Source organism: Pseudomonas taiwanensis DSM 21245 (genome assembly GCF_000425785.1).
In the GTDB taxonomy this organism is placed as follows: Bacteria; Pseudomonadota; Gammaproteobacteria; order Pseudomonadales; family Pseudomonadaceae; genus Aquipseudomonas; species Aquipseudomonas taiwanensis.
The window spans coordinates 33362-56613 of the sequence record NZ_AUEC01000036.1 but is presented as its reverse complement, the minus strand read 5'-3'; the positions used below and the strand labels follow the sequence as shown (position 1 = coordinate 56613).

The 23252-nt window shown below is 63.3% G+C and carries 19 protein-coding genes; 9 read left to right on the top strand and 10 right to left on the bottom strand.

The window, feature by feature from the left end; translation table 11 throughout:
• Nucleotides 1–822: 822 nt before the first annotated feature.
• The 5 genes from H620_RS0116315 (at nt 823) to arsH (ending at nt 5397) form a co-directional block, all read left to right on the top strand.
• Nucleotides 823–1059, top strand: coding sequence for a hypothetical protein (locus H620_RS0116315; RefSeq protein WP_023382422.1), 237 nt, complete (start codon nt 823–825; stop codon nt 1057–1059).
• Between the two features lie 210 nt (nt 1060–1269).
• The gene (locus tag H620_RS0116310) at nt 1270–2892 is read left to right on the top strand and encodes a methyl-accepting chemotaxis protein (protein WP_027907651.1); all 1623 of its coding nucleotides are present in this window, start codon (nt 1270–1272) and stop codon (nt 2890–2892) included.
• 72 nt (nt 2893–2964) lie between these two features.
• Nucleotides 2965–3312, top strand: coding sequence for a metalloregulator ArsR/SmtB family transcription factor (locus tag H620_RS0116305; RefSeq protein WP_027907650.1), 348 nt, complete (start codon nt 2965–2967; stop codon nt 3310–3312).
• Nucleotides 3313–3329: 17 nt separating this feature from the next.
• Nucleotides 3330–4613: an arsenic transporter gene (locus H620_RS0116300; protein WP_023382419.1), complete on the top strand. Its 1284-nt coding sequence runs from the start codon at nt 3330–3332 to the stop codon at nt 4611–4613.
• Nucleotides 4614–4695: 82 nt separating this feature from the next.
• The gene (arsH, locus tag H620_RS0116295; protein ID WP_027907649.1) at nt 4696–5397 is read left to right on the top strand and encodes an arsenical resistance protein ArsH; all 702 of its coding nucleotides are present in this window, start codon (nt 4696–4698) and stop codon (nt 5395–5397) included.
• 41 nt (nt 5398–5438) lie between these two features.
• Here arsH and H620_RS0116290 read toward each other — a convergent pair whose 3' ends face one another.
• Nucleotides 5439–6260 carry an amino acid ABC transporter permease gene (locus H620_RS0116290; RefSeq protein WP_023382417.1) on the bottom strand — a complete coding sequence of 274 codons (822 nt, stop codon included), beginning with the start codon at nt 6258–6260 and terminating at the stop codon, nt 5439–5441.
• Nucleotides 6257–7078: an ABC transporter substrate-binding protein gene (locus tag H620_RS0116285; protein WP_023382416.1), complete on the bottom strand. Its 822-nt coding sequence runs from the start codon at nt 7076–7078 to the stop codon at nt 6257–6259. The genes H620_RS0116290 and H620_RS0116285 overlap by 4 nt, the downstream gene beginning before the upstream one ends.
• A 118-nt stretch (nt 7079–7196) precedes the next feature.
• Between H620_RS0116285 and H620_RS0116280 the strand changes: the two genes are divergently transcribed.
• Nucleotides 7197–8081 carry a homocysteine S-methyltransferase family protein gene (locus H620_RS0116280; RefSeq protein WP_027907648.1) on the top strand — a complete coding sequence of 295 codons (885 nt, stop codon included), beginning with the start codon at nt 7197–7199 and terminating at the stop codon, nt 8079–8081.
• A 183-nt stretch (nt 8082–8264) separates the two neighbouring features.
• Here H620_RS0116280 and H620_RS0116275 read toward each other — a convergent pair whose 3' ends face one another.
• The 4 genes from H620_RS0116275 to H620_RS0116260 form a co-directional block, all read right to left on the bottom strand.
• Nucleotides 8265–9218, bottom strand: coding sequence for an arsenic resistance protein (locus H620_RS0116275; protein WP_027907647.1), 954 nt, complete (start codon nt 9216–9218; stop codon nt 8265–8267).
• Nucleotides 9219–9342: 124 nt separating this feature from the next.
• Nucleotides 9343–9936, bottom strand: a complete 594-nt coding sequence (locus tag H620_RS0116270) for a hypothetical protein (RefSeq protein WP_023382413.1) — start codon at nt 9934–9936, stop codon at nt 9343–9345.
• A gap of 139 nt (nt 9937–10075) precedes the next feature.
• Nucleotides 10076–11329, bottom strand: a complete 1254-nt coding sequence (glyA, locus tag H620_RS0116265) for a serine hydroxymethyltransferase (RefSeq protein WP_023382412.1) — start codon at nt 11327–11329, stop codon at nt 10076–10078.
• A 187-nt stretch (nt 11330–11516) separates the two neighbouring features.
• The gene (locus H620_RS0116260) at nt 11517–15347 is read right to left on the bottom strand and encodes a sensor domain-containing protein (RefSeq protein WP_027907646.1); all 3831 of its coding nucleotides are present in this window, start codon (nt 15345–15347) and stop codon (nt 11517–11519) included.
• A 258-nt stretch (nt 15348–15605) separates the two neighbouring features.
• On the opposite strand from H620_RS0116260, the gene H620_RS0116255 reads away from it, so the two are divergent.
• From H620_RS0116255 to gdhA, 3 genes are all read left to right on the top strand, one after another.
• The gene (locus H620_RS0116255) at nt 15606–16001 is read left to right on the top strand and encodes a hypothetical protein (RefSeq protein ID WP_023382410.1); all 396 of its coding nucleotides are present in this window, start codon (nt 15606–15608) and stop codon (nt 15999–16001) included.
• A gap of 316 nt (nt 16002–16317) precedes the next feature.
• Nucleotides 16318–17985 carry an energy-dependent translational throttle protein EttA gene (gene ettA / locus H620_RS0116250; protein WP_023382409.1) on the top strand — a complete coding sequence of 556 codons (1668 nt, stop codon included), beginning with the start codon at nt 16318–16320 and terminating at the stop codon, nt 17983–17985.
• Between the two features lie 313 nt (nt 17986–18298).
• Nucleotides 18299–19639 (top strand): NADP-specific glutamate dehydrogenase, encoded by a 1341-nt coding sequence (gdhA, locus tag H620_RS0116245; RefSeq protein ID WP_023382408.1) that lies wholly within the window; start codon nt 18299–18301, stop codon nt 19637–19639.
• A gap of 29 nt (nt 19640–19668) precedes the next feature.
• On the opposite strand, the gene H620_RS0116240 is transcribed toward gdhA, so the two are convergent.
• The 4 genes from H620_RS0116240 to H620_RS0116225 form a co-directional block, all read right to left on the bottom strand.
• On the bottom strand, nt 19669–20166 hold the full coding sequence (locus H620_RS0116240) for a GreA/GreB family elongation factor (RefSeq protein WP_027907645.1): 498 nt from the start codon (nt 20164–20166) through the stop codon (nt 19669–19671).
• A gap of 68 nt (nt 20167–20234) precedes the next feature.
• Nucleotides 20235–20591 (bottom strand): hypothetical protein, encoded by a 357-nt coding sequence (locus tag H620_RS0116235; protein WP_023382406.1) that lies wholly within the window; start codon nt 20589–20591, stop codon nt 20235–20237.
• Nucleotides 20592–20744: 153 nt separating this feature from the next.
• The gene (locus H620_RS0116230) at nt 20745–22598 is read right to left on the bottom strand and encodes an Lnb N-terminal periplasmic domain-containing protein (RefSeq protein WP_027907644.1); all 1854 of its coding nucleotides are present in this window, start codon (nt 22596–22598) and stop codon (nt 20745–20747) included.
• 75 nt (nt 22599–22673) lie between these two features.
• Nucleotides 22674–23162, bottom strand: coding sequence for a DUF3015 domain-containing protein (locus H620_RS0116225; protein ID WP_023382404.1), 489 nt, complete (start codon nt 23160–23162; stop codon nt 22674–22676).
• Nucleotides 23163–23252: the final 90 nt, after the last annotated feature.

Genomic DNA, 23252 nt, shown 5'->3' with positions numbered 1-23252 from the left:
ATAACGCTTTGCCATCACAGAATTCCTTTCCGCAGATGGCCGGCGACTGTACAGAACCCCGGCTGTTCCGGGGCCACATTTCAGTTTCTTGGGATTTCAGACGGAGCCTAGCATTTGGCGGGCGCAGCTCTTACCCCCAGCTCCCGATTCGATTCCACCGAAAGCCATAACTAGCTGATTTGTTTATAGATACCCTATTAGGTACGTCAAGAAATCCACCAAATTCCATACCCGCGAAAACCGGCCCCTCACGCCCAAGAACCGTCCGTCTGTCTCCGCCACAGTTAGTCCATTACAGATTTGCTCGCCTTCGGCCCCACCGCCAAACGACAAAATCACCATTTTCCGCACAATCCAGCACTATCGACGCCTTTCCTATAAAAATCAGAGACGTTTCCTACAGCTTTAAACCTTGTCCCATCCAAGCCGCAAGGATAAATTTCCTAAGTCGCGGCAAATTCCGTGACCGGGCGTAGGAACCCGTTGGTAAACTTGGCGCACGCACTAGGCGCCCCCTGCACCACAGCTGGCGCTTTTTTTGTGCCTGCCGTGCTGTGTAATGGCGGCTGTGTGTGGGCGGGCTTCGGCCTGGCCGGGTTTCCCAAGTTCCCCGGTATTCCTACCCCATACACAGCTGCCACCCAATCCCGTAGGAAGGATCGTGGTAGCTCCAACCAAAACTTGGAGTCTCATGCATGCCCACCAAAAATCCGATAAGGATCCTCGCATCCGCTCTCCGCCGCCGCCCCAAACCGGCCCACACCCCTCCAACGTTCTACCCCATCCACACCCAACCCACCCCCGCACCCAAGCAGGTGCCCCATGACTGACCAAGAACGCCTCTCCAACCTGCAAAGCTACGCCTGGACCCTCGAACTCCTCGGCGAAGCGCTGGTCCAGCACGACGAAATGCTGGAATGCGAACACAACCCACGCCTGAGCTTCCGCAACACCGCTGGCATCCACCAGGCCATCCGGATCATCAGCCGCCTGGCCAGTGAGCAATGCGGAAAAGTCCTCCAGCAGAGCGACACCGGCACACACCCTCCAACCGAATAAAAAAACCACCGCCATGCTGGCTCGGCCAAACCCAGGCGACACCGACCGAAGCCAGCGTGTGCCCAAGTCCCATTGCGCGCCGCCTCACCCCACCAGCGCCCCCGCCCGATAATTGTGTTCGATCACCGCACAAAGCCCACCAACCCGAGGTAAACACTGCGCGCTTCCTGCCGATCGTACGAGCAGTCCACCAGCCTCCGGTAACCTGCCATGTCCGTACGCAGTCTCAACATCGCCACTCGCTCCTACCTGAGTTTCAGCCTGATCGCCGTGTTGGTGGTCTTCCTGGGCCTGTTCTCCATCAACAAAATCTCTTCCATGCGCGAAGCGGTGGTGTACACCGAGCAGGTCACCAACGCCGGCACGCGCTACCTGGGCGAGATCCGCAGCCACATGCTGGGCCTGCGGGTCATCACCATGCGCATGACCCTGGCCCGTGCCCCGGCGCAGTTGGCGCCGACGCTGGCGCGGCTGGAGGAGTTGAAGGGGCTGCTGGACGCCGGGATGAAGGACTTCGGCGCCGTGGCGCCGCCCTCGGCGCAACCTGCTTTCGTGGAAATGCAGCAACTGATCGGCAAGTACCGTGTGCTCATCGACCAGTACAAACTGCTGTCCGACCAGAACCAGGTACCGCAGATGCAGGCCATGCTCAGCGGTGAGATGCAGGACATTTCCAACCGTATCGGCGAGCTCTACGACACGCTGGTGAAATCCAGCCGCGATGTCGCTGCGCGCTACACCGCCGATGCCAGCGCCGAATACCAGCGCGCGCTGTACCTCACCTACTCGATTCTGGGGTTGGTGGTGGTGCTGACGGTTGGCCTGGCCTGGCTGCTGACCCGCAGCATCGTCAGCCCGCTGCGCGAGGCCATCGACGTGGCCCAGGGCATCGCCGGTGGCAACCTGGCCCGGGTGGTGCGCACCGATGGCCGTGACGAAGCGACGCAATTGATGACGGCGCTGGCGGCGATGCAGGACAGCCTCAAGGATGCCCTGCGTCTGATCGCCGACTCGTCCCAGCAACTGGCGGCGGCCAGTGAGCAGATGTCGGCCATCACCCGGCAGACGTCCAGCGACCTCAATCGCCAAAGCGACGAGATCCAGCTGGCGGCCACGGCGGTGACCGAGATGAGCGCCGCGGCGGAGGAGGTCGCGCACAACACCGTCAGCACCTCCGAGGTGTCGCGCCAGTCCGAAGACGCCGCGCGCCTGGGCCGCGAGCGGGTAGGGCAGGTCATCAGTTCGATCGACAAGATGAACGAAAATGTCGGCGAGGCCTGCCGCCAGATCGGCGAGCTGTCCGAACAGTCCCAGGAGGTGGGCAAGGTGCTGGACGTGATCGGGGCCATTGCCGGGCAAACCAACCTGCTGGCGCTCAACGCTGCCATCGAGGCGGCGCGGGCGGGCGAGGCCGGGCGTGGTTTCGCGGTGGTGGCTGACGAAGTGCGGGCGCTGGCGGCGCGTACCCAAAGCTCGACGTTGGAAATCGAAGAAATGGTCAACGCCATCCGCAATGGCACCGCCCGTGTGGTGACCTCGATGCAGAGCAACAGCCAGCAGGTGCGCGAAACCCTGGAAGTGGCCGAGCTGGCCGGGCAGGCCCTGGATGAGATCACCTCGGGCGCAAGCACCATCCACGAGCGCAACCTGGTGGTGGCCAGCGCCACTGAAGAGCAGGTGCAGGTCGCGCGCGAGATCGATCGCAATCTGCTGAACATCCGTGACCTGTCGCTGCAAACCTCCGACGGCGCCAGTCAGATCAGCAGCGCCAGCCAGGAGCTGGCCAGCCTGTCGATTGGCTTGAACGACATGATGAAGCGCTTCCGCTTCTGATAGCCCTTGGGGGTTGTGCTTTGCATATGGAAATCCGTATATTCGATTATCCATATGTAAAAGGCAGCCCCCATGATCGCGCCCACCGAGGTTTTCAAAAGCCTGGCCGATGAGACCCGCGCCCGCGCCACCTTGATGATCGCCAGCCTCGGCGAGCTGTGCGTCTGCGAGCTGATGTGCGCCTTGCGCGACAGCCAACCCAAGATCAGCCGCCACCTGGCGCAACTGCGCAGCAGTGGTCTGTTGCTGGATCGCCGCCAGGGCCAGTGGGTGTATTACCGCCTCAACCCGCAACTGCCCGCCTGGGTGCACGAGATGCTGCAGGTTACGCTCAAGGCCAACGCCGCGTGGCTGCAGGACAACACCTCGCGCCTGCAGAACATGAATGACCGCCCCGTGCGCGCCAGCGCTTGCTGCTGAACTTCGAGGTCGCTCCCATGCTGGTTGCTGCTGCTGTCTTCATCTTCACCCTCATTTTGGTCATCTGGCAGCCCAGAGGCCTCGGCGTAGGCTGGAGCGCGGCCCTGGGGGCGATCATCGCCCTGGCGGTCGGCGCGGTATCGCTGCACGACATTCCTGCGGTCTGGGCCATTGTGTGGAACGCCACGGCGACGTTCATCGCGATCATCGTCATCAGCCTGCTGCTGGATGAGGCCGGTTTCTTCGAGTGGGCGGCGCTGCATGTGGCGCGCTGGGCCGGTGGCGATGGGCGCCGGTTGTTCGCCTTCATCGTGCTGCTGGGGGCGGCGGTGTCGGCGTTGTTCGCCAACGATGGTGCGGCGCTGATTCTTACGCCCATCGTCATGTCGATGCTGCTGGCCCTGCGTTTTTCGCCGGCTGCGACCCTGGCCTTCGTCATGGCCGCGGGCTTCATCGCCGACACGGCGAGCTTGCCGCTGGTGGTGTCCAACCTGGTCAACATCGTTTCGGCGGACTACTTCGGGCTGGGCTTTGCCGAATATGCGTCGGTGATGGTGCCGGTGAACCTGGCCAGCGTGGCCGCCACGCTGCTGGTGCTGTTCCTGTTCTTCCGCCGCGACCTGCCGGTGCAGTATTCGCTGGCGGCGCTCAAAGCGCCGAAGGCCGCTATCCATGACCGTGCCACCTTCATCGTCGGTGGCTGGATGCTGCTGGTGCTGTTGGCGGGCCTGTTCGTGCTGGAACCCTTGGGCGTGCCGGTCAGTGCGGTGGCGGCGGTGTGTGCGGCGATTCTGTTCGCGGTGGCTGCCCGTGGTCACCGAATTTCCACCCGCCGTGTGCTGCGCGAGGCGCCCTGGCAGGTGGTGATTTTCTCCCTGGGCATGTACCTGGTGGTGTATGGGCTCAAGAACGCCGGCCTCACCGACTTTCTCAGCATGCTGCTCGAACGGCTGGCCGGGCAGGGGCTGTGGAGTGCGGCCATCGGTACGGGTTTGCTCTCGGCCTTGCTGTCGTCGGTGATGAACAACATGCCCAGCGTGCTGGTCGGCGCGCTGTCGATCCATGCCAGCGGGGTGGAGGGGCTGGTGCGCGAGGCGATGATCTACGCCAACGTCATCGGCTGTGACCTGGGCCCGAAAATCACCCCCATCGGCAGCCTGGCCACGCTGCTGTGGCTGCATGTACTGGAGCGCAAGGGTATGCGCATCACCTGGGGTTACTACTTCAAGGTCGGCATCCTGCTGACGGTGCCGGTGCTGTTGATCACCCTGTCGGCCCTGGCCCTGCGCCTGAGCCTCTGAAGCCTGTTACCACGTAGAGGAGCGACCGATGCCGCCGCTGCCCACGCACGCTGGACCGCGTTGGCCTGCTCCAGGAGGACCTATGTCTGAGCAACTCCCCAATCTGGACCTTTCCCTGTTCGAGGCGCCGCCTGCCGAAACCCGCGTTAGCGACCACAAGCCGCGTATCTTGATGCTTTATGGGTCGACCCGCGAACGTTCCTTCAGCCGCCTGCTGGTCGAAGAAGCGGCGCGCCTGCTGGAGCATTTCGGTGCCGAGGTGCGAGTCTTCAACCCTTCTGGCCTGCCCCTGCCAGACGATGCGCCGGTCGAGCATCCCAAGGTGCAGGAGCTGCGTGAGCTGGTGCTGTGGTCGGAGGGGCAGGTGTGGTGCTCGCCAGAGCGTCATGGCGCGATGTCGGCCGTGTTCAAGGCGCAGATCGACTGGATTCCCCTCGCTCTTGGGGCCGTGCGTCCCACCCAGGGCAAGACCTTGGCCGTGATGCAGGTGTGCGGCGGCTCGCAGTCGTTCAATGTGGTCAACCAGCTGCGGGTGCTGGGCCGCTGGATGCGCATGTTCACCATCCCCAACCAGTCATCGGTGCCCAAGGCGTATCTAGAGTTCGACGATGCGGGCCGCATGAAGCCTTCGCCTTATTACGACCGTGTCGTGGACGTGATGGAGGAGTTGGTGAAGTTCACCGTGCTGCTGCGCGACCGTGCGGCGTTTCTGGTCGATCGTTATTCCGAGCGTAAGGAAAGCGCCGAACCGCTTTCTGCGCGCGTGAACCAGCGTTCGATCTGATCGCGCGTTCGGCGCCCCTGGGGGGGGGGAGTGTCCGGTGGCTAGCGCTGATAAGCCCTGCCATAGTGGCGCTCCAGCCGCGCCTGTACCAGTTCGAGCAGGATCGACAGCAGCCAGTAGATCACCGCCGCCGTGGTCAGCATCTCTAGATACCGATAGCTCGACCGCCCATACGACTGCGCCAGGAACATCACCTCCCACACCCCCATCACCGATATCAGCGATGAATCCTTGAGCATCGAGATGAACTGGTTGGCGCTGGGCGGAATGATCACCCGCATGGCCTGGGGCAGGACGATGTGCCAGAAGATCTGCCGTGGGCGCATGCCCAGCGCCAGCGCCGCTTCACGTTGCCCCCGGGCGACGCCGAGGATGCCGGCGCGGAAGATTTCGCTCAGGTAGGCGCCGTAGTTCAGCGACAAGGCGATGATGCCGGCACTGATGGCGCCCGGCACCAAGCCCAGCTGTGGCAGCCCCAGGTAGATCAGCAGAATCTGGATCAACAGCGGTGTGCCGCGGAAGAACGAGGTATAGAAGCTGGCGACACCCACCAGCACTGCGCTGTTCGACAAGCGGGCCAGGGCGGCGGCAAAGCCGAACAGCACCGACACCACCATCGAGCACAGGCACAGGAACAAGGTCAGTGCCGCGCCTTGCAGAAAGCCGTTGGGCCCCAGCCTGAAACCGGCGAGGTTCGGAAACTTCTCCAGGATGATCGAGAATTTCAGGTCGAAGCTGAGGAAAAACGCGACGAACAGGCCGAACAGCGCCAGCCAGGTCAGCAGTAACCGTGTGCGAAAGCCGAACAGGCCGGCGCCCGTGGCCTTCACCACGGGCTTGGGGGAGGGAGGGAAGGTGCTCATTTGCTGATGTCGGCGCCAATCCATTTTTGCGACAGCTTGGCCAGGGTGCCATCAGCCTTCAGTTCGGCAAACACCTGGCGCACCTTGGCATCCCACTCGGGGTCGCCTTTCTCGATGGCCACCGAGTTCGGCTCTTCGTACAGCGGGGCGCCGGCCAGCTTGAAGCGTTTGTCCTGATCCAGGCGCGGCTGCGCTGTCACCAGGTTGGTGAGGATGGCATCCAGACGCACGCCGGCGCCCAGGCCCAAATCCTGGAAGGCAACGTTGTCGGTGTCGTACGGCGCGATCTGCACGAAGTCGAAGGGGTATTCGATCTTCTTGTCTTCGTTGCCTTCGATCACCAGGTTCTTGTTCAGGTAGCTCTCGTAGCTCGATGCACTGGTCAGGCCTACCTTGCGGCCGTCCAGGTCCTTCGCGCCATGGATCCGGTCATCCTTGGCGTTGACCACGATCACCGCCGGCGATGCGTAGTACTCCACCGGGAAGTCGAACACCTCGGCGCGGGCCTTGCTCGGCGTCATCGAGCAGATGCAGATGTCGTAGCGGCCGCTCCAGCGGCCCGCGGCGATCACGTCCCACGAAGGGGTTTCCAGGCGCAGCTTGACGCCCAGTTTGTCTGCCACGGCCTTTGCGACATCCACGTCGAAACCGTCCAGTTGGTTCTGGTCGTTGAGGAAAGAAAACGGCGGGTAGCTCTCCATCAGCACGTTGACCAGTTCCTTGCGCGATTCGACCCGCTCCAGCGTGGCGCCGGCCAAGGCCTGGGAAGCAGTCGCGAGCAGCACGAGGCCCGCACCGAGCAGAGTAGAAAATCGCATGTACATACCTGAAATGTTGGACAAAGGAGATAAAGGGTATTTAATAGTTATAAATGTTCCTCTCATAATGAATTTTATTCATAAGAACCTTCAGAGTAGTTATATGAAACAGCGAGCGATGGTGATTCTGGACGGTGGCATGGGCCGTGAACTGCAGCGCAGTGGCGCGCCGTTTCGCCAGCCGGAGTGGTCGGCGCTGGCGCTGAGCGAGGCGCCCGAAGCGGTGGTGGGCGTGCACGCAGCGTTCATTGCCGCAGGGGCCCAGGTCATCACCAGCAACAGTTATGCGGTGGTGCCGTTCCACATCGGCGAGGAGCGTTTTGCCAAGGAAGGCCGCCAACTGGCCACGATCGCCGGCCAGCTGGCACGTCACGCCGCCGATACAGGGGCGCATCCGGTCAAGGTGGCCGGTTCGCTGCCGCCGCTGTTCGGCTCGTATCGCCCAGACCTGTTCCAGCCCGAGCGAGTAGAGGAACTGCTGTCCCCGCTGCTGCAGGGCCTGGCCCCGCATGTCGACCTGTGGCTGGCGGAAACCCAAAGCTCGGTTGCCGAAGTGCGGGCCATCCATGCCCACCTGCCGGAAGACGGCAAGCCGTTCTGGGTCTCGTTCACCTTGCAGGACGAAGAAGTCGACGACGTCCCGCGCCTGCGTTCCGGCGAGCCGGTGGCCGATGCCATCGAAGCCGTGGTTGGCCTGGGGGCCGACGCGGTGCTGTTCAACTGCAGCCAGCCTGAGGTGATTGGCGCGGCGGTGGATGTCGCGCGCTCGGTGATCGAGCGACACACTGCCGATATCGTCATTGGCGCCTATGCCAATGCCTTCCCGCCGCAGCCGAAGGAAGCCACCGCCAACGACGGCCTCGATGAACTGCGCGAAGACCTTGACCCGCCCGGCTACCTGGCCTGGGCCAATGACTGGCGCAAGCGCGGTGCGAGCATGATCGGTGGCTGCTGTGGCATCGGCCCGGAGCACATCGCCGAGCTGAAACGCCATCTGGCCTGAAGCTGAAAAGGGCGGGCGGCTGCTGTACAGGCAACGTACGCCCGCACTCGGCCATCGGGGCGCGGATCGCTGAGGCCCGGGTGTCCAGGCATCGGTTTGCCTGGAGGCTTTCGTGGATTGCCTGCTGCCTGGCGGGAGGGCGGTGCCACACCGGCAGTGGCCTGAGTTGGCGTCGAGCTGGGCTCACCGCACCAGCCGTGGCACGGCCCTGACGTAGATCAGCTCGCTCACCAGTTCCACCAGGGTCTGCATGATCACGGCAGCCGCTGCCAATGCGCGTATTTCCTCGGGCAGCGCCAATGCCAGAGGCAGCACCACCAGCGAGTTGCGGGTCGATGCGCTGAAGGTCACCGAGCGCGCCTCGGCCACTGGCAAGCGGAACAGTCGCGCAGACACCAAGCCGAGGGCCGGCGCCAGCAGCATGAAGCCGATATACACCGGAATCACCGGCAACAGGCTGTCGAAGTCGCGCATCACCACCGTGATCTGCGAAGCGATCACCACCAGCAGTACCAACGCCATCGCCGGCACCGGCATCCACGCCCAGGCGTCGTTCCATGTCGCCACGGCACGGGAGCGACGGGCGCCGATGCTGGTGAGCACGGCGAGTACCATCGGCAGCACGATCAGTAGTACGAAGGCTTCGATGAACGGGGCGATGGCGATCGTCACCCGTGCGCCAGCACCGAGCATCAACGTCAGGTAAACCGGCAGCAGCACCAGTTGTAACAGCAGCAGGAGGGGGGTGGCGGTCAGGGTCAGGCGCGAATCGCCCTGGCCAATGTGGGTGAACACCACGACGTAGTCGATGCAGGGGGTGAGCAGCACCAGCAGGGCGCCGACAAGAATTGCCGGATGCTCGACCAACCCCCGGGTAGTCGCCCAGACCAGCAGTGGGACGAAAACGAAGTTGGCGAGCAGCAGCGCGGCCATGAAGCAGCGGTTGCCCAGGCCCTGGCGCAGGTCGAGGAAGGGGATTTGCAGGAACATCGCATACATCAATACCGCAATGGCCGGGGTAACCAGCGCTTGCAGAGGGTGAGCGGTGTCGGGGGCCAGCAGGCCGAAGGTGAGGGCGACGGCGACGGTGGCGAAGTAGATCGGAATCTGCTGGGTTTCGAGTTGCTCTCTGGTCAAGGCGAGGTCCTGTGATCGCGGGTACGCAAGGCGTGGCTATTGTGCGGGTCTGGCCGCTGGCAAGCCAGCGCCCGCAGGTGACATGCCGCCTGTTGGCGCCGGCTTGCCGGCGATGAGCACACGCTCAACCAAGGTTCGCCCAATCCACACCACGCGCCTTGATCACCAGGCTCACGGTGCTGTGCTCCGCAGCCTGATGGCACGCCAGGAACCCACCCACTGGATACAGGTTGTGGATCTCCAGGCCATGCCCTTTGGCATTGACCAACTGGATTTCCCGACGCCCTTCTTCCAGTTGCGTGACATCGAACGGCTCGCCCAGCTGCACATCGGTCAAAGTCCACAGCGCCGGGTCCTGGCTGCCAATGGGTTCGACATTGACCAAACCGTCGGAGGTGGTGAACACCCCTTCACCGAAGTGGGGGCCGCTGCGAACGTACAGCCGATAACCGGCGTCGCTATGGCGGAAATACAGCACCAGCGCGACCGGCTGCTCGCCTTTGTCGAAATTGACCAGCCCCAGCTCTTGGCCGTGCTGCCAGTCGGCGTCCGAGCCATTGAGCAGTCCAAGGGTGCGGTTCCCTTGCACGGCATACCCTGGCGTTTGCTGTGGGCTGTCGAGGGCTACCTGCCCTGTGGTCATGCTGCCGAGCGTGTTGATGGGCGACTCGGCCACTTCCAGGGTGGCGGTGAACGAGTGTGCGACGTGATCGGTCATGGGAGGCTCCACTAGGTTGGGGAGGCCTCAGGCTAGGGGGCTTTGCCGGGCGAGCCCACGCGGAACGGGTTCCGTACAGGGCGCAGAAACGAAGAAGCCCGGCACGAGGCCGGGCTTCTTCACATCAGGCAATCGCCAATCAGTTGCCGTAAACCGGCAGCTTCTTGCAGATGGCCTTGACCTTCTCACGCACGGCATCGATGACCGCTTCGTTGTTCAGGTCAGCCAGGATGTCGCAGATCCAGCCGGCCAGCTCGCGGCACTCGGCTTCCTTGAAACCACGGGTGGTGACGGCTGGGGTGCCGAAACGCAGGCCCGAGGTGACGAACGGCGAACGTGGGTCGTTCGGTACCGAGTTCTTGTTGACGGTGATGAAGGCTTTGCCCAGCGCGGCGTCAGCGTCCTTACCGGAGATTTCCTGCTTGATCAGCGACAGCAGGAACAGGTGGTTCTGGGTGCCGCCGGAAACGACGTCGAAACCACGCTCGATGAACACGCTGGCCATGGCCTGGGCGTTTTTCACCACTTGCTGCTGGTAGGCCTTGAACTCAGGCTGCAGGGCTTCCTTGAAGCAGATGGCCTTGGCCGCGATGACGTGCTCCAGCGGGCCGCCTTGGGCGCCTGGGAAGACGGCGGAGTTCAGCTTCTTCTCGATCTCTTCGTTCTTGCGAGCGAGGATCAGGCCGCCACGCGGACCACGCAGGGTCTTGTGGGTGGTGGTGGTGACCACGTCGGCGAACGGAACCGGGTTCGGGTACACGCCAGCGGCAACCAGGCCGGCAACGTGGGCCATGTCGACGAACAGGTAGGCACCGACCTTGTCGGCGATAGCGCGGAAGCGGGCGAAGTCCAGAACCTGCGAGTAGGCCGAGAAGCCGGCAACGATCATCTTCGGCTTGTGCTCGACGGCCAGGCGCTCGACTTCGTCGTAGTCGATCAGGCCGTTGGCGTCGATGCCGTACTGGATGGCGTTGTACAGCTTGCCCGAAGAGCTCACGGAAGCACCGTGGGTCAGGTGGCCACCGTGCGCCAGGCTCATGCCCAGGATGGTGTCACCGGCCGACAGCAGGGCCAGGTAGACGGCAGCGTTGGCCTGGGAACCGGCGTGCGGCTGGACGTTGGCATAGTCGGCGCCGAACAGCTGCTTGGCACGGTCGATGGCCAGTTGCTCGACCACGTCGACGTATTCGCAGCCACCGTAGTAGCGCTTGCCTGGGTAGCCTTCGGCGTACTTGTTGGTCAGGACCGAGCCCTGGGCTTCCATGACTGCCGGGCTGGTGTAGTTTTCCGAAGCGATCAGCTCGATATGCTCTTCCTGGCGCAGAGCTTCTTGCTGCATGGCTTCGAAGAGCTCGGCGTCGTACTTGGCAATGGTCAAATCACGGCTGAACATGGCGGTCCTCAAGGATCGGGGTGAATTGGGGGGGCATTCTAACCGATTGATTCGCGCCTGGCATATGAAGTGGCATCAAGTCGCGGACCAATGGCCTTCATGTTGGATCCCGCGCCGTGTCTGGGCTGGCTGGGGGCGTGAGTTGACTCGAAAGTCCGTTTCCCGCCGCCTCTGTGCTGGCATCGGATCACTGGAACATGAACAGCGTTTCGTTGCTGAATTGCGCCTCGAACTGGTTGGCCGGCATCGGCCGTCCGAACAGGTAGCCCTGCACTTCGTCGCAGCCGTGCTCACGCAGGAACTCCAACTGCTCATGGGTTTCCACGCCTTCGGCGATCACCGCCAGGTTGAGGCTATGGGCCATGGCGATGATCGCCCGGGCGATCTGGGCATCCTGTTCGCCTTCGGGCAGGCCATCGACGAAGGTGCGGTCGATCTTCAGCACGTCGATGGGGAACTGCTTGAGGTAGTTGAGCGACGAGTAGCCAGTGCCGAAGTCGTCGACGGCAATGCTCAGGCCAAGGTTCTTGAGGCTGTCGAGAATCTGCATCGCCTCGTTGACCTCGCGCATCAGGATACTTTCGGTCAGCTCCAACTCCAGGCACGCCGGCGGCAGGCCGGTCTCTTCCAGAATGGTGGCGATGCGCGTGCCCAGTTGGCCGTCGGAGAACTGCCGTGCGGAAATGTTCACCGACACCTTCGGCACACGGACTTTCTCCTTGTGCCAGGCCTTCAGTTGGCGGCTGGCCTCGCGCAGCACCCAGTCACCCACATCCACCACCAGGCCCAGCTCCTCGATCACCGGAATGAAATCGCCCGGCGGCACCAGGCCACGGGTGGGGTGGCGCCAGCGCAGCAGCGCTTCGGCACCGGTCAGGCGCTTGCCGTCGCCGCTGAACTGCGGCTGGTAGTACAGAATGAATTCGTTCTGCTCCAAGGCATGGCGCAGGTCGCTTTCCAGTTCCAGGCGCTCCAGGGCACTGGCGTTCATCTCGGCCTGGTAGAACTGGAAGTTGTTCTTGCCGCGCTCCTTGGCGTGGTACATGGCCGTGTCGGCGTTCTTCATCAGTTGGCTCAGTTCGCTGCCGTCCTGCGGGCTGAGGGCGATACCGATACTGGCGGTGACGAAGAACTCACGGTTTTCCAGCACGAACGGCCGCACCAGGCTCGCGAGGATGTTTTCGGCCACGTGGATGGCGCGGTTGAGCGCCATTTCACGGGTGGCGCGCGGTTGCAGCAACAGGGTGAATTCGTCGCCGCCCATGCGCGCCACGGTGTCGTCGTCATCGACGCACGCCAGCAGGCGCAGGGCCATGTCCTTGAGCATGCGATCGCCCGCGGCGTGGCCGAGGGAGTCGTTGATCGGCTTGAAGCGGTCCAGGTCGAGGAACATCAGCACCACCCAGGCCTTCTGCCGATCGGCCTGCTGCAGCGCGTTGTACAGGCGGTCCTGGAACAACGTGCGGTTGGGCAGGTGCGTCAGGGCATCGTAGTAGGCCAGGCGATGAATGCGTTGCTCGCTGGCCTTGCGCTCGCTGATGTCGGTGAAGAAGCACACGTAGCTGGCCAGGTCGCCTTCGTCGTCGAGCACGGCGGTGATGCCGACCCATGCCGGGTACGGCTCGCCATTGCGACGCTTGAGCCACACTTCGCCTTCCCAACTGCCGCGCTGGTGCAATTGCTTGAGCACGTAGGCAAGGTGGCCTTCCTGCTGCTCATCGACGGTCAGCATGCCGGGCAGTTGGTCGAGTACTTCCTCCACCGCATAGCCGCTGACGCGGCTGAACGCTTCGTTGGCCTGGACGATGTAGCCGGCCGGGTCGGTGATCAGAATGGCCGAAGTCGAGTGCTCGAATACCGTGGCGGCCATGCGCAGGTCTTTTTCCGCGCGGCGCTGCTGGCTGATGTCGCGGCCAACCCCCAGTACCCCCTCGAAGCGCTCGTGCTCGTCCCACACCAGTACCAGGCGCAGTTCGATGGGAATCTTGCGGCCATCGGCACGCAGGCAGTCGAACAGGAACAGCTGGGAGGGCAGTTGGCTGCGCAGCTGCGCCAGCTGTTCGCGGTCGCCCATGGCTTTGCTGACCCGTTCCATCAGGCTATAGATGCCGGTGAGCTGGGCCGGGTTGGCGACGATCGACTGCCAGCTGTTCTCGAAGATCCACTCGGCCCGGTAGCCCAGCACGGCATGCACCGACGGGCTGACGTAGTTGAGCTGCAGCTGGCTGTCGGTGGAGAAGATCACATCGCTGATGCTCTCGGCGAGCATGCGGTAGCGTTGTTCGCTGTCGCGCAGAGACTGGCTGGCCTCGATCTGCACGGTCACGTCCTTGCCCACCCCGATGATACGGGTGACGACGCCATCGGCGTCGCGGGTCAGCACCTGTTCGCGAATCTCATAGCAGCGCCAGTTGCCGTCGCGGTGGCGGAAGCGCAGTTGGCAATGCAGCGACTCGCTGTGGCCGGTCTCGCGTTGATGCTGAAGCAGTGCCTTGTAGTGTTCGGCGTCTTCGGGGTGTAGCAGCAGCTCCCAGAAGCGGTCGCCCATCTGCGCCAGCTCGCTGCGGTCATAGCCCAGGGTCTGGCCGAGGTGGCGGTTGCTGAAGATCATCCGCTTGTTGAAGACGTCCTGCACATACAGTTGGTCGGGTACGGTGCGTACCACGTCCGACCAGAAACTTTCGCGTTCGAGCAGCGACAGCTCTACCTGCTTGCGGCTGGTGATGTCGCTGATGCTGAGGATGACCGCCTGGTAGTTGCGCCGCTGCTGCGGCAGGCGGGCCATCAGCCACAGGTGCAGTTCTCCACCGAGCGGGGCGGGCAGGCGGACTTCGAGTTCCAGCACAGGGCGCTGTTCGATCAGCGCGTCGATCAGTTGCATGCCAACGCTGTCGCGGCCATCGCCGCTGCCGTCGATCAGGCGCTGCCAGGCGCCTTCGTTGCAGTCGACATTGAGCAACTGGCGCGCCACTTGGTTGATTTCGGTGATTTTCAGTTCCAGCAGCAGGGCGCGGCGCAGGTTCGGGTCCAGCGCCAGGCTTTGCTTGAGCGCGGCCAGGTTGCGCAGGTGGTAGCGGTCGAGCTGGCCGGGCAGGCTGGAGAGGTCGAGCACGCACAAGGCCACGCCCGTGCCCTCGAAGATGTCCTGGTAGCGGCGGCGGTCCTCCTGCAGGGCCTGCTGGCGTCGGCGCATGTTGATCAATGCCAGCACCGGCAGCAGCGCGCAGAACAGCACCAGCATGCATTTGCCGATCAGCGCCGGCAGCAGCTTCTGCCGGGCCAGGCCGGCATCGAACAGCCCGCGCAACTGCCATGCGCTGTTGTCGATGAAAGCCAGCATGACGCTTTGCAACGGCTCATTGCTGGTTTGCACCGGGGCATGGCGCTCCAGCATATCGCCGCTGCGGCTGTTTTCCAGCAGCCACAAGGGGTGGCTTACGCCATCGAGGTGAATCGTCAGGGTCCTGTAGTAGGAGGGCGCAAGGCGCAGCAGCCAGTAACCGCGATCCTGCTCGGTCGACTGGCGCAACAGCAGGTAGACGGTACGGTTATCGTCCGAGTTGGAGAAAAAGTAGGCGCGGCCCTTGGCCAGTTCGACCAGCTCGTCAATCCACTGGCGGTCTGGGCTGCCCGCCAGGCTGTCGCCGCGCACGTTACCGGCAGCATCGAGCCAGGCCAGTTCCCGCAGCTCGGGCAGGCGTTCGCGCAGGGTTTGCAGCAGGCTGGGCAGTGCTGCGGGCATCGGCGTTTTGACATAGGGCTGGACCACATTCACAGCCTCCTGGGCTTTGAGCGCCATGTTCAGGCCCAGGTGGTCCGCCAGGTCGGCACTGGTCGCCAGGCTTTGTTGACGCAGCTCCGCCTGCGTGTGATGGAACTGGGCGAACAGCTGCCACAGCAGCAAACCCAGCAGAACCAGGGCCAGCAGGGCCAGCGCACCTTTGACCGAGCCGCGCACGGACGCAGCCGGAGCGGAGGAGGCAGGTCGCAGCGAGGGCGAGTGTGTGAGATCGGTCAAGCGGTGGTCCTGCAATTGGGCTGGCGATGGCAGGGTTTGATCATGCACGGTGTGTGCCGCAAGGCCGTGGCCGTGCTGGCGTGGCGCACTATACGGCGGGACACCGGAAAGGGGCTAGCATGCCAATCATTATGGCAAAGTGCCAGCGCTGCTGTCCTGTGCCGACGGTCGTCGCCCGCTGGGGGGGTTCGGCAAGCCCCTGCAACCTGTGCGAGAATGCCGGCCGCTTCAATGACAACGCATCGGAGATGTTCGGTTTTGGTTACCCACTATTCCACCAATGGCCTCGATTCCGCCTGCGGGCGCAGCAGTCAGACCCTTGTCAGCACTGCCGTGACCGAGGACGTATCCTGCAAGTCTTGCCAGCGTTCGCTGGACAAATCTGGCGCGGCTAGCGCGCCGAAGAGCAAGAGCCCGTCGCTGGCCGAGCTGCGCAAAACTGCCAAGGCGGTTGCAGAGCCGGCCGTCGAGTCCGTCGCTGCCAAGCCAGCCGCCAAGGTCGTGAGCGCGCCGGTCGGCAAGCCGGCCAAGGCCGCCGAGCAGCCTGCCCGTCGCGGTGGCTTCAGCGTCAAGGCCGCCTGGGCCGCGCGTCTTGCCGAGCAGGGCGACCGTTGCCGCTTGCCGCGGGGCAAGGCCAAGCAGCGTCACGTCTGACACCCTTATCGAGCCGGTAAGGGCCAATGCGCGGGTAAACCTGCTCCCACAGCAATGGGCTGCCCCCAAGCGGGTGCGGTCCGGCAAACGATCGAACCTGTGGGGGCGGGCTCTACCCGCGAAAGGGCCGTCACGGACGCTGGAAGCGGCGCTCGATCCCTGCAACTTCATCCCACCATCCGACCACCCTGCGCAATGCCGCGTCTTGGCGTAGAATGGTCGACTTTGTTCAATGACACCCCCGTAAACACATCCCCCTGGTCACAAGGCCGGGGCGTACGTCGATGTCTTTACCTATCTGATAGAGGGCTTGGTTTTGGCTCAATACGTCTACACCATGCATCGGCTGAGCAAGGTCGTGCCGCCGAAGCGGGAAATTCTCAAGAATATTTCCCTGTCGTTCTTCCCAGGCGCCAAGATCGGCGTACTCGGCCTGAACGGTGCGGGTAAATCGACCCTGCTGCGGATCATGGCGGGCGTCGACAAGGAATTCGACGGCGAAGCCCGTCCGATGCCTGACATCAACGTCGGCTACCTGCCGCAGGAGCCGCAACTGGATCCGACCAAGTCGGTCCGTGAAGTGGTCGAGGAAGCGGTCAGCGTGATCAAGGACGCCCAGGCGCGCCTGGACGAAGTGTACGCGGCCTACGCCGAACCCGACGCCGACTTCGACAAGCTGGCCGCCGAACAGGCCAAGCTGGAGGCTATCCTGCAGGCCGCCGACGGCCACAACCTGGAGCGTCAGCTGGACGTCGCCGCCGACGCCCTGCGTCTGCCAGCCTGGGACGCCCGCATCGAGCACCTGTCCGGTGGTGAGAAGCGCCGCGTGGCGCTGTGCCGCCTGCTGCTGTCGGCCCCCGACATGCTGCTGCTCGACGAACCGACCAACCACCTGGACGCCGACTCGGTGGCCTGGCTGGAGCGCTTCCTGCACGACTTCCCCGGCACCGTGGTGGCGATCACCCACGACCGTTACTTCCTCGACAACGTCGCCGGCTGGATCCTCGAACTGGACCGCGGTGCCGGTATCCCGTACGAAGGCAACTACTCGGGCTGGCTGGAGGCCAAGTCCGAGCGTCTGGCGCAAGAGTCCAAGCAGCAGAGCGCCCACGAGAAGGCCATGAAGGAGGAACTGGAGTGGGTGCGCAAAGGCGCCAAGGCCCGCCAGTCCAAGTCCAAGGCCCGTCTGGCACGCTTCGAAGAAATGCAGTCGCAGGAATTCCAGAAGCGCAGCGAGACCAACGAGATCTACATCCCGGCCGGTCCGCGCCTGGGCGACAAGGTCATCGAGTTCAAGAACGTCACCAAAGGCTATGGCGACCGCGTGCTGATCGACAACCTGTCGTTCTCCATGCCCAAGGGCGCCATCGTTGGCGTGATCGGCGGTAACGGTGCCGGTAAGTCGACCCTGTTCCGCATGTTGATGGGCAAGGAACAGCCAGATTCGGGCAGCATCGAGATCGGCGAAACCGTGCAACTGGCCTGCGTCGACCAGAGCCGTGAAGACCTGGACGGCAACAAGACCGTGTTCCAGCAGGTTTCCGACGGTTCCGACATGATCCGCATCGGCAACTACGAGATCCCGTCTCGCACCTACGTTGGCCGCTTCAACTTCAAGGGTGGCGACCAGCAGAAGTTCGTCAAGGACCTCTCCGGCGGTGAGCGTGGCCGTCTGCACCTGGCGCTAACCCTGAAAGAGGGCGGCAACGTCCTGCTGCTCGACGAACCGTCCAACGACCTCGACGTCGAAACCCTGCGTTCGCTGGAAGAAGCCCTGCTGGACTTCCCAGGCGCCGCCATCGTGATTTCCCACGACCGTTGGTTCCTGGACCGTGTGGCGACCCACATCCTGGCGTACGAAGACGACTCGAACGTGGTGTTCTTCGAAGGTAACTACACCGAGTACGAAGCCGATCGCAAGAAGCGCCTGGGTGACGCAGCTGCCCAGCCGCACCGTGTACGCCACAAGAAACTGGCCCAGTAAGCCGGTCTTTTGATGCACAAGAATGGGGCCCTAGCGGCCCCATTTTTGTGCCTGATTGGGAAGCGATGTTGGCTTCATGCGCGGGCATTCCTGCTACTGGAGATGCGGCGCTAACCTCAGGACTTGCAGGCTCCTTGTGGGGGTGGGGTAGCCGCGGAGCGACCGCCGCCGAAGGGCTATTTTGTATACAGTTATATAATACGCACCAAAAAATTTCATAAAAACGACATTTCGCCCTGTTCCAGTGCGATTGCTTCTTGGTACATTCCAGAAAAAACCAATAAGCCCAATCCCTCTTGGTGAGATGTCTACCATGATCGAATCCGTCGACAATTTCCTCGCGCGCCTGAAACAGCGCGATCCGGCCCAACCCGAATTCCACCAGGCGGTGGAAGAGGTGCTGCGCAGCCTGTGGCCGTTCCTCGAAGCCAACCCTCGCTACCTGCAGGCCGGGATTCTCGAGCGCATGGTCGAGCCGGAGCGCGCGGTGCTGTTCCGAGTGTCGTGGGTCGATGACCAGGGCAAGGTCCAGGTCAACCGCGGTTACCGCATCCAGATGAGCAGTGCCATTGGCCCTTACAAGGGCGGCCTGCGCTTCCACCCGTCGGTGAACCTCGGCGTGCTGAAGTTCCTGGCCTTCGAACAGGTATTCAAGAACTCCCTCACCTCGCTGCCCATGGGCGGCGGCAAGGGCGGCTCGGACTTCGACCCCAAGGGCAAGAGCGATGCCGAAGTCATGCGCTTCTGCCAGGCCTTCATGAGCGAGCTCTACCGCCACATCGGCGCCGACCTCGACGTGCCGGCCGGTGATATCGGCGTCGGCGCACGCGAAATCGGCTACATGTTCGGCCAGTACAAGCGCCTGGCCAACCAGTTCACCTCGGTACTCACCGGCAAGGGCATGACCTACGGCGGCAGCCTGATTCGTCCGGAAGCCACCGGCTATGGCTGCGTGTACTTTGCCGAGGAAATGCTCAAGCGCCAGAACCTGCGCATCGACGGCCGTCGCGTGGCGATCTCCGGTTCCGGCAACGTTGCCCAGTATGCGGCGCGCAAGGTCATGGACCTGGGCGGCAAGGTGATCTCGTTGTCCGACTCCGAAGGCACGCTGTACGCCGAAGCGGGCCTGACCGATGCCCAGTGGGAGGCGCTGATGGCGCTCAAGAACGTCAAGCGCGGCCGCATCAGCGAGCTGGCCAGCCAGTTCGGCCTGGAGTTCCGCAAGGGCCAGACACCGTGGAGCCTGCCGTGCGATATCGCCCTGCCATGCGCCACGCAGAACGAACTGGACAGCGAAGACGCTCGCACCTTGCTGCGAAACGGCTGCATCTGCGTAGCCGAAGGCGCCAACATGCCGACCACCCTCGAAGCCGTGGATATCTTCCTGGACGCCGGTATCCTGTACGCGCCGGGCAAGGCGTCCAACGCCGGTGGCGTGGCCGTGTCGGGTCTTGAGATGTCGCAAAATGCGATGCGTCTGCTGTGGACCGCCGGCGAGGTGGACAGCAAGCTGCACAACATCATGCAGTCGATTCACCATGCGTGCGTGCACTACGGTGAAGAGGCCGATGGCAAGGTCAACTATGTCAAAGGCGCGAACATCGCAGGCTTCGTGAAAGTGGCTGACGCGATGCTGGCGCAAGGCGTGGTCTGATCGCAGGCCCGGGGGCCGCAGCGCGGCCCCTACCGTTCGCCTTCGATGTCGACGACCTCGATCAGTTGATCCCCCGCTGGCCGTCGCCACAACACTTCATCCCCAGGCGCTGAACCCAACAATGCCCGTCCCAGCGGCGAGCCCCAGTTGATCAACCCTTGGCTGGCATCCGCCTCGTCCTCCCCGACCAGTTGCACCGAATGCTCCTGGCCCTGCTCATCGGCGAACGTCACTCGGCTCCCGATCTGCACCTTGCTGCGCGAGGTCGCGGCAGGCACCACCTGCGCGCTCTGTACGCGCGCGCTGAAATAACGCAGGTCCCGTTCGGTATCGGCCAGGCGTTGCTGGTCGGCACGCTCGCCTTGAGCCTGTAGTTCGCTGCGCAAGGTATTGAGCGCGGCCACCCGCTGGTGCAGCTGGTTCAGGCCGTTGGCAGTGACGTAGTTGGGCTGCTCGCTCACCAGGCGCTCTACCGGCGGGTCTGCCTGGGCGGCGGCCTGGTCTTCGTTGACGAATGCTCGGCTCATGCTGGGGCCTCCTTATGCAGGGGACCATGGTGACAGGTCAGTGGTTTCGGGGGATGTCCGTTTGCGACCTAGTTGCGCCGATAGGCACGTCCCGCGTCGCGGTCTTTCTCCTGCTGCCATTCACGGTCACGCTCATCCCAATAGCGCTCGCGGTACTGGCGCAGGTCTTCGCTGTCCTGCATGGCGTGGCACTGGCGAAAGCCATCGTCCCAGCCACTTTCATACTGCCGGTTGTGCAGGTAGCGGGGCACGTCCTTGCGAAAATCGCCGACCATCAGCCCGGCAGCCTGGCGACCGCTGCTGCAGCCATCCTGGAAGCCGTCGGCGTAGGCGGGGGGATAACCTTGCTTGACCATTTGCTCATGGGTGGTTTCGCAACCTGTCAGCAGCAAGGCGATGCACAACCCAAACCAGTACCGCGACATATCCACAACACCTCCCAACGATCGTGGAAAGTCTAGGTGGCGTTTTGTCGGGGAGTCGTCAAAACAGTGTCAAAGAGTCGGTTGGGTCACGTTGGTCGCGGGTAAAGTCGCGCCTGCAGGGCCAGCCGATGCCTGCAGGCGCGCTGAGAGGACTCAATAGTGATACCACTTCAACTCCAGCATCACCTCATTCTGCGCCGTGGCCAGGTGGCTGAATGCCCGCGAGGCGCTCAGGCGCAACCCGAGGTTCTGGCTGATCTCCCATTGCTGGTTCAGGCTCACGCTGCGCCGCACTTCGCCATGGGTGAAGTAATCGCCCTTGGCCTCCAGCGTCATGTTGCCCAGCCCATTGCGCCACAACAGCCCGCCATTGAAGCCCGCTGCCGGGGCGATGAACGGGGCGAAGTCGTTATGGTGCTCGACCCGCACCGTGCCCAGGGCAAAGCCCAGCAAGCCGTCGGACAACTGCCAGGTGCCACCGGCGCCGCCGTTCACGTGGCTGACCAGCACTTCGTCGTCATGCTTGCCCGGCACCCGTTCCAGACCACCGGCAACCTGCCATGACCACGGCTTGAGCAGCGCGTTGCGAGGCGTCAGCGAGCGAATGGTGGCCAGGTCCAGGCGCTGCACCTGCCAGTCGTTGCCTTCGTACTGGCGCAGCTTGAGCTGGAGGATTTCGATCTGTGCGCCCAGCGGGAAGCCGTAGGCGTTGTCGTTGAGGTCGTGGTAGGCCATGCGCAGGCCGTACTCGGCAAAGGCCCGGTCCTCGCGGGTGCCGACGCCCAGTTGCCAGGTACGCGAGTCGTGGCCATCCTCCGGCAGGCCGGGTCGCTCTATTTCAAGCGCCGGCGGCGGGTTGCGGTTGATCGCCCGCAGCAGCTCGAAACTGCGCTTGGCCTGTGCGGGGTCGCGTTGCTGGCCGTTGGCGCGGTAACGCTCCAGGCGGTACGCGGCATCCTGCACCAGGGCTTGGCGCTCGCGGGGCAGGGCGGTGAACCCAGGGCTTTGCAGCTGTGCCGTGTCGGCGCTGACGGCCAGCACCTGGCGCTTTTCGTCGTGATCCAGGGGCTCGGCCCGGGCCAGCAGTTCTCGCTCGCGCGAGGGGCGGTAGTTGATGCTGCTGACCAAACCAGACTGCTTGACGGCCTTGACCGTGTCGGTGGGGATGGCGGTCAGGGGGAACTGCGAGGTCAGGTCCAGGCCTGGGCGGGCCACTTGCAGCAGTTCGAGCAGGCGGTAGGAGCAGTTTTCATCGAAGAAGAAGTAATCGAACTGGATCTGCTTGAGTTCCCACACGTGCTCGACCATGCGCCCGGTTTCTTCGGGCGTGAGGTCCAGCTGGTATTCCCACAGGTCGCGGTTTTCCAGGCTGCGGTATTCGGACAGTTTCTCCTGGTAAGGCATCAGCGCGAACAGGCCTGGGTAACCGCCCATCAGGCCTTTCCAGGCATACAGGATGCTGTTGTCGCTGCCTTCGATGTAGGCGCCGAAATTGATCGCATAGCTCAGCAGCGTGGTGTCGTCGCTGCGGGTGTGGGACTGGTCGATGCGCAGCAGGGTATGGCCGAACATCGACGATGGGCTGTTCAGGTAGGCCGCCGGGAAGATCAACGCTGCGCTGTGCGGGTCGATCGACTGGTACCAGGTCTTGAACGCCTGGCAGTCCGGTTGCGGCAGGTCTTGCAGGTCGAGTTGCTCGCGCAGCCAGCGGGTGCGGGCGGGGAATACGCACTGGGCGTGCTTGTCGCCTTGGCTGGCCGGGGCATACAGCGCTTCGACGGTGGCCTTGAGCTCCTGGTCGGGGTGGTGCGCGCCGTCCTCGGCGAGGAAGAACGCGTCATCGTCGACATAGCTGCGCCAGCCGCCGAGCTTGGCGGTTTCGTAATGGCCCAGGGCAATCCAGTAAGGGGTATTGGCCAGTTGCTGGATACGGCCTTGTTCCAGCGCAGGCATGGCATGAACAGGGGCGCAGGCAACCAGCGCCAGGTAAGCGAGGCGTTTGAGCATGTCGGGCAACTACTTCTCAACGATGCCGAAAGAAAAGGCGAAACCCGCCCCGAGAAGGGGCGGGAGCAGCTGCGCTTAGGCCTCGGTGGCGTACTTGGCCAGGCGTGGGTCGTTCTTCAGAACGGCCAGGGTGTTGTTGTGGACAGTCTCGGCAGTGACGTCGGCGCTGCTGAAGATCTGGTCGAAGTGCTGGTGGGTGACCGATGCAAAGTAGCCGCGGTCTTCCGGAGCCACGCCGAGTACCACGGCATAGGTGGTCAGGGCTTCGCCCTGGCCCTTGGCCATGTCTTCGGACAGCTCGTTCATCATGCCATTCATGGCGAACCACGACTTGCCGCCATAGGTCAGTGCCGCCTTGGTCGAGCAGCCGTTGGTACCGGAAGTCATACCGAAGGTGGCGTTGCCGGAGGTGCCGTTGGTGGTAGAGGCCAGGAAGTGCGCCGGAGTGCCGCGTTGGCCTTCGAACAGCAGGTTACCCCAGCCGCAGTTCGGGCCACCTGGCGCTTCGGCCATGGCGTTGATGGAGACCACGGTGAACAGAGTACCCAGAAGAATCCGTTTCATAGCATTTGTTCTCTTTGTCTAAACCAAGGGTCAGGGTTATCTGGCAACTCGGTTGCCAGGTCGGGAAAGCTTTTCACCCACCCGCGCAGC

What these genes read in the sequence shown, in the direction of transcription:
- H620_RS0116285 (WP_023382416.1), bottom strand. Translation starts at nt 7,078, where the DNA reads ATGCGATTTTCTACTCTGCTCGGTGCGGGCCTCGTGCTGCTCGCGACT.
- H620_RS0116235 (WP_023382406.1), bottom strand. Translation starts at nt 20,591, where the DNA reads ATGTCGCGGTACTGGTTTGGGTTGTGCATCGCCTTGCTGCTGACAGGT.
- H620_RS0116270 (WP_023382413.1), bottom strand. Translation starts at nt 9,936, where the DNA reads ATGACCGATCACGTCGCACACTCGTTCACCGCCACCCTGGAAGTGGCC.
- H620_RS0116225 (WP_023382404.1), bottom strand. Translation starts at nt 23,162, where the DNA reads ATGAAACGGATTCTTCTGGGTACTCTGTTCACCGTGGTCTCCATCAAC.
- H620_RS0116240 (WP_027907645.1), bottom strand. Translation starts at nt 20,166, where the DNA reads ATGAGCCGAGCATTCGTCAACGAAGACCAGGCCGCCGCCCAGGCAGAC.
- gdhA (WP_023382408.1), top strand. Translation starts at nt 18,299, where the DNA reads ATGATCGAATCCGTCGACAATTTCCTCGCGCGCCTGAAACAGCGCGAT.
- H620_RS0116310 (WP_027907651.1), top strand. Translation starts at nt 1,270, where the DNA reads ATGTCCGTACGCAGTCTCAACATCGCCACTCGCTCCTACCTGAGTTTC.
- H620_RS0116305 (WP_027907650.1), top strand. Translation starts at nt 2,965, where the DNA reads ATGATCGCGCCCACCGAGGTTTTCAAAAGCCTGGCCGATGAGACCCGC.
- H620_RS0116300 (WP_023382419.1), top strand. Translation starts at nt 3,330, where the DNA reads ATGCTGGTTGCTGCTGCTGTCTTCATCTTCACCCTCATTTTGGTCATC.
- H620_RS0116315 (WP_023382422.1), top strand. Translation starts at nt 823, where the DNA reads ATGACTGACCAAGAACGCCTCTCCAACCTGCAAAGCTACGCCTGGACC.
- H620_RS0116280 (WP_027907648.1), top strand. Translation starts at nt 7,197, where the DNA reads ATGGTGATTCTGGACGGTGGCATGGGCCGTGAACTGCAGCGCAGTGGC.
- H620_RS0116230 (WP_027907644.1), bottom strand. Translation starts at nt 22,598, where the DNA reads ATGCTCAAACGCCTCGCTTACCTGGCGCTGGTTGCCTGCGCCCCTGTT.
- arsH (WP_027907649.1), top strand. Translation starts at nt 4,696, where the DNA reads ATGTCTGAGCAACTCCCCAATCTGGACCTTTCCCTGTTCGAGGCGCCG.
- H620_RS0116290 (WP_023382417.1), bottom strand. Translation starts at nt 6,260, where the DNA reads ATGAGCACCTTCCCTCCCTCCCCCAAGCCCGTGGTGAAGGCCACGGGC.
- glyA (WP_023382412.1), bottom strand. Translation starts at nt 11,329, where the DNA reads ATGTTCAGCCGTGATTTGACCATTGCCAAGTACGACGCCGAGCTCTTC.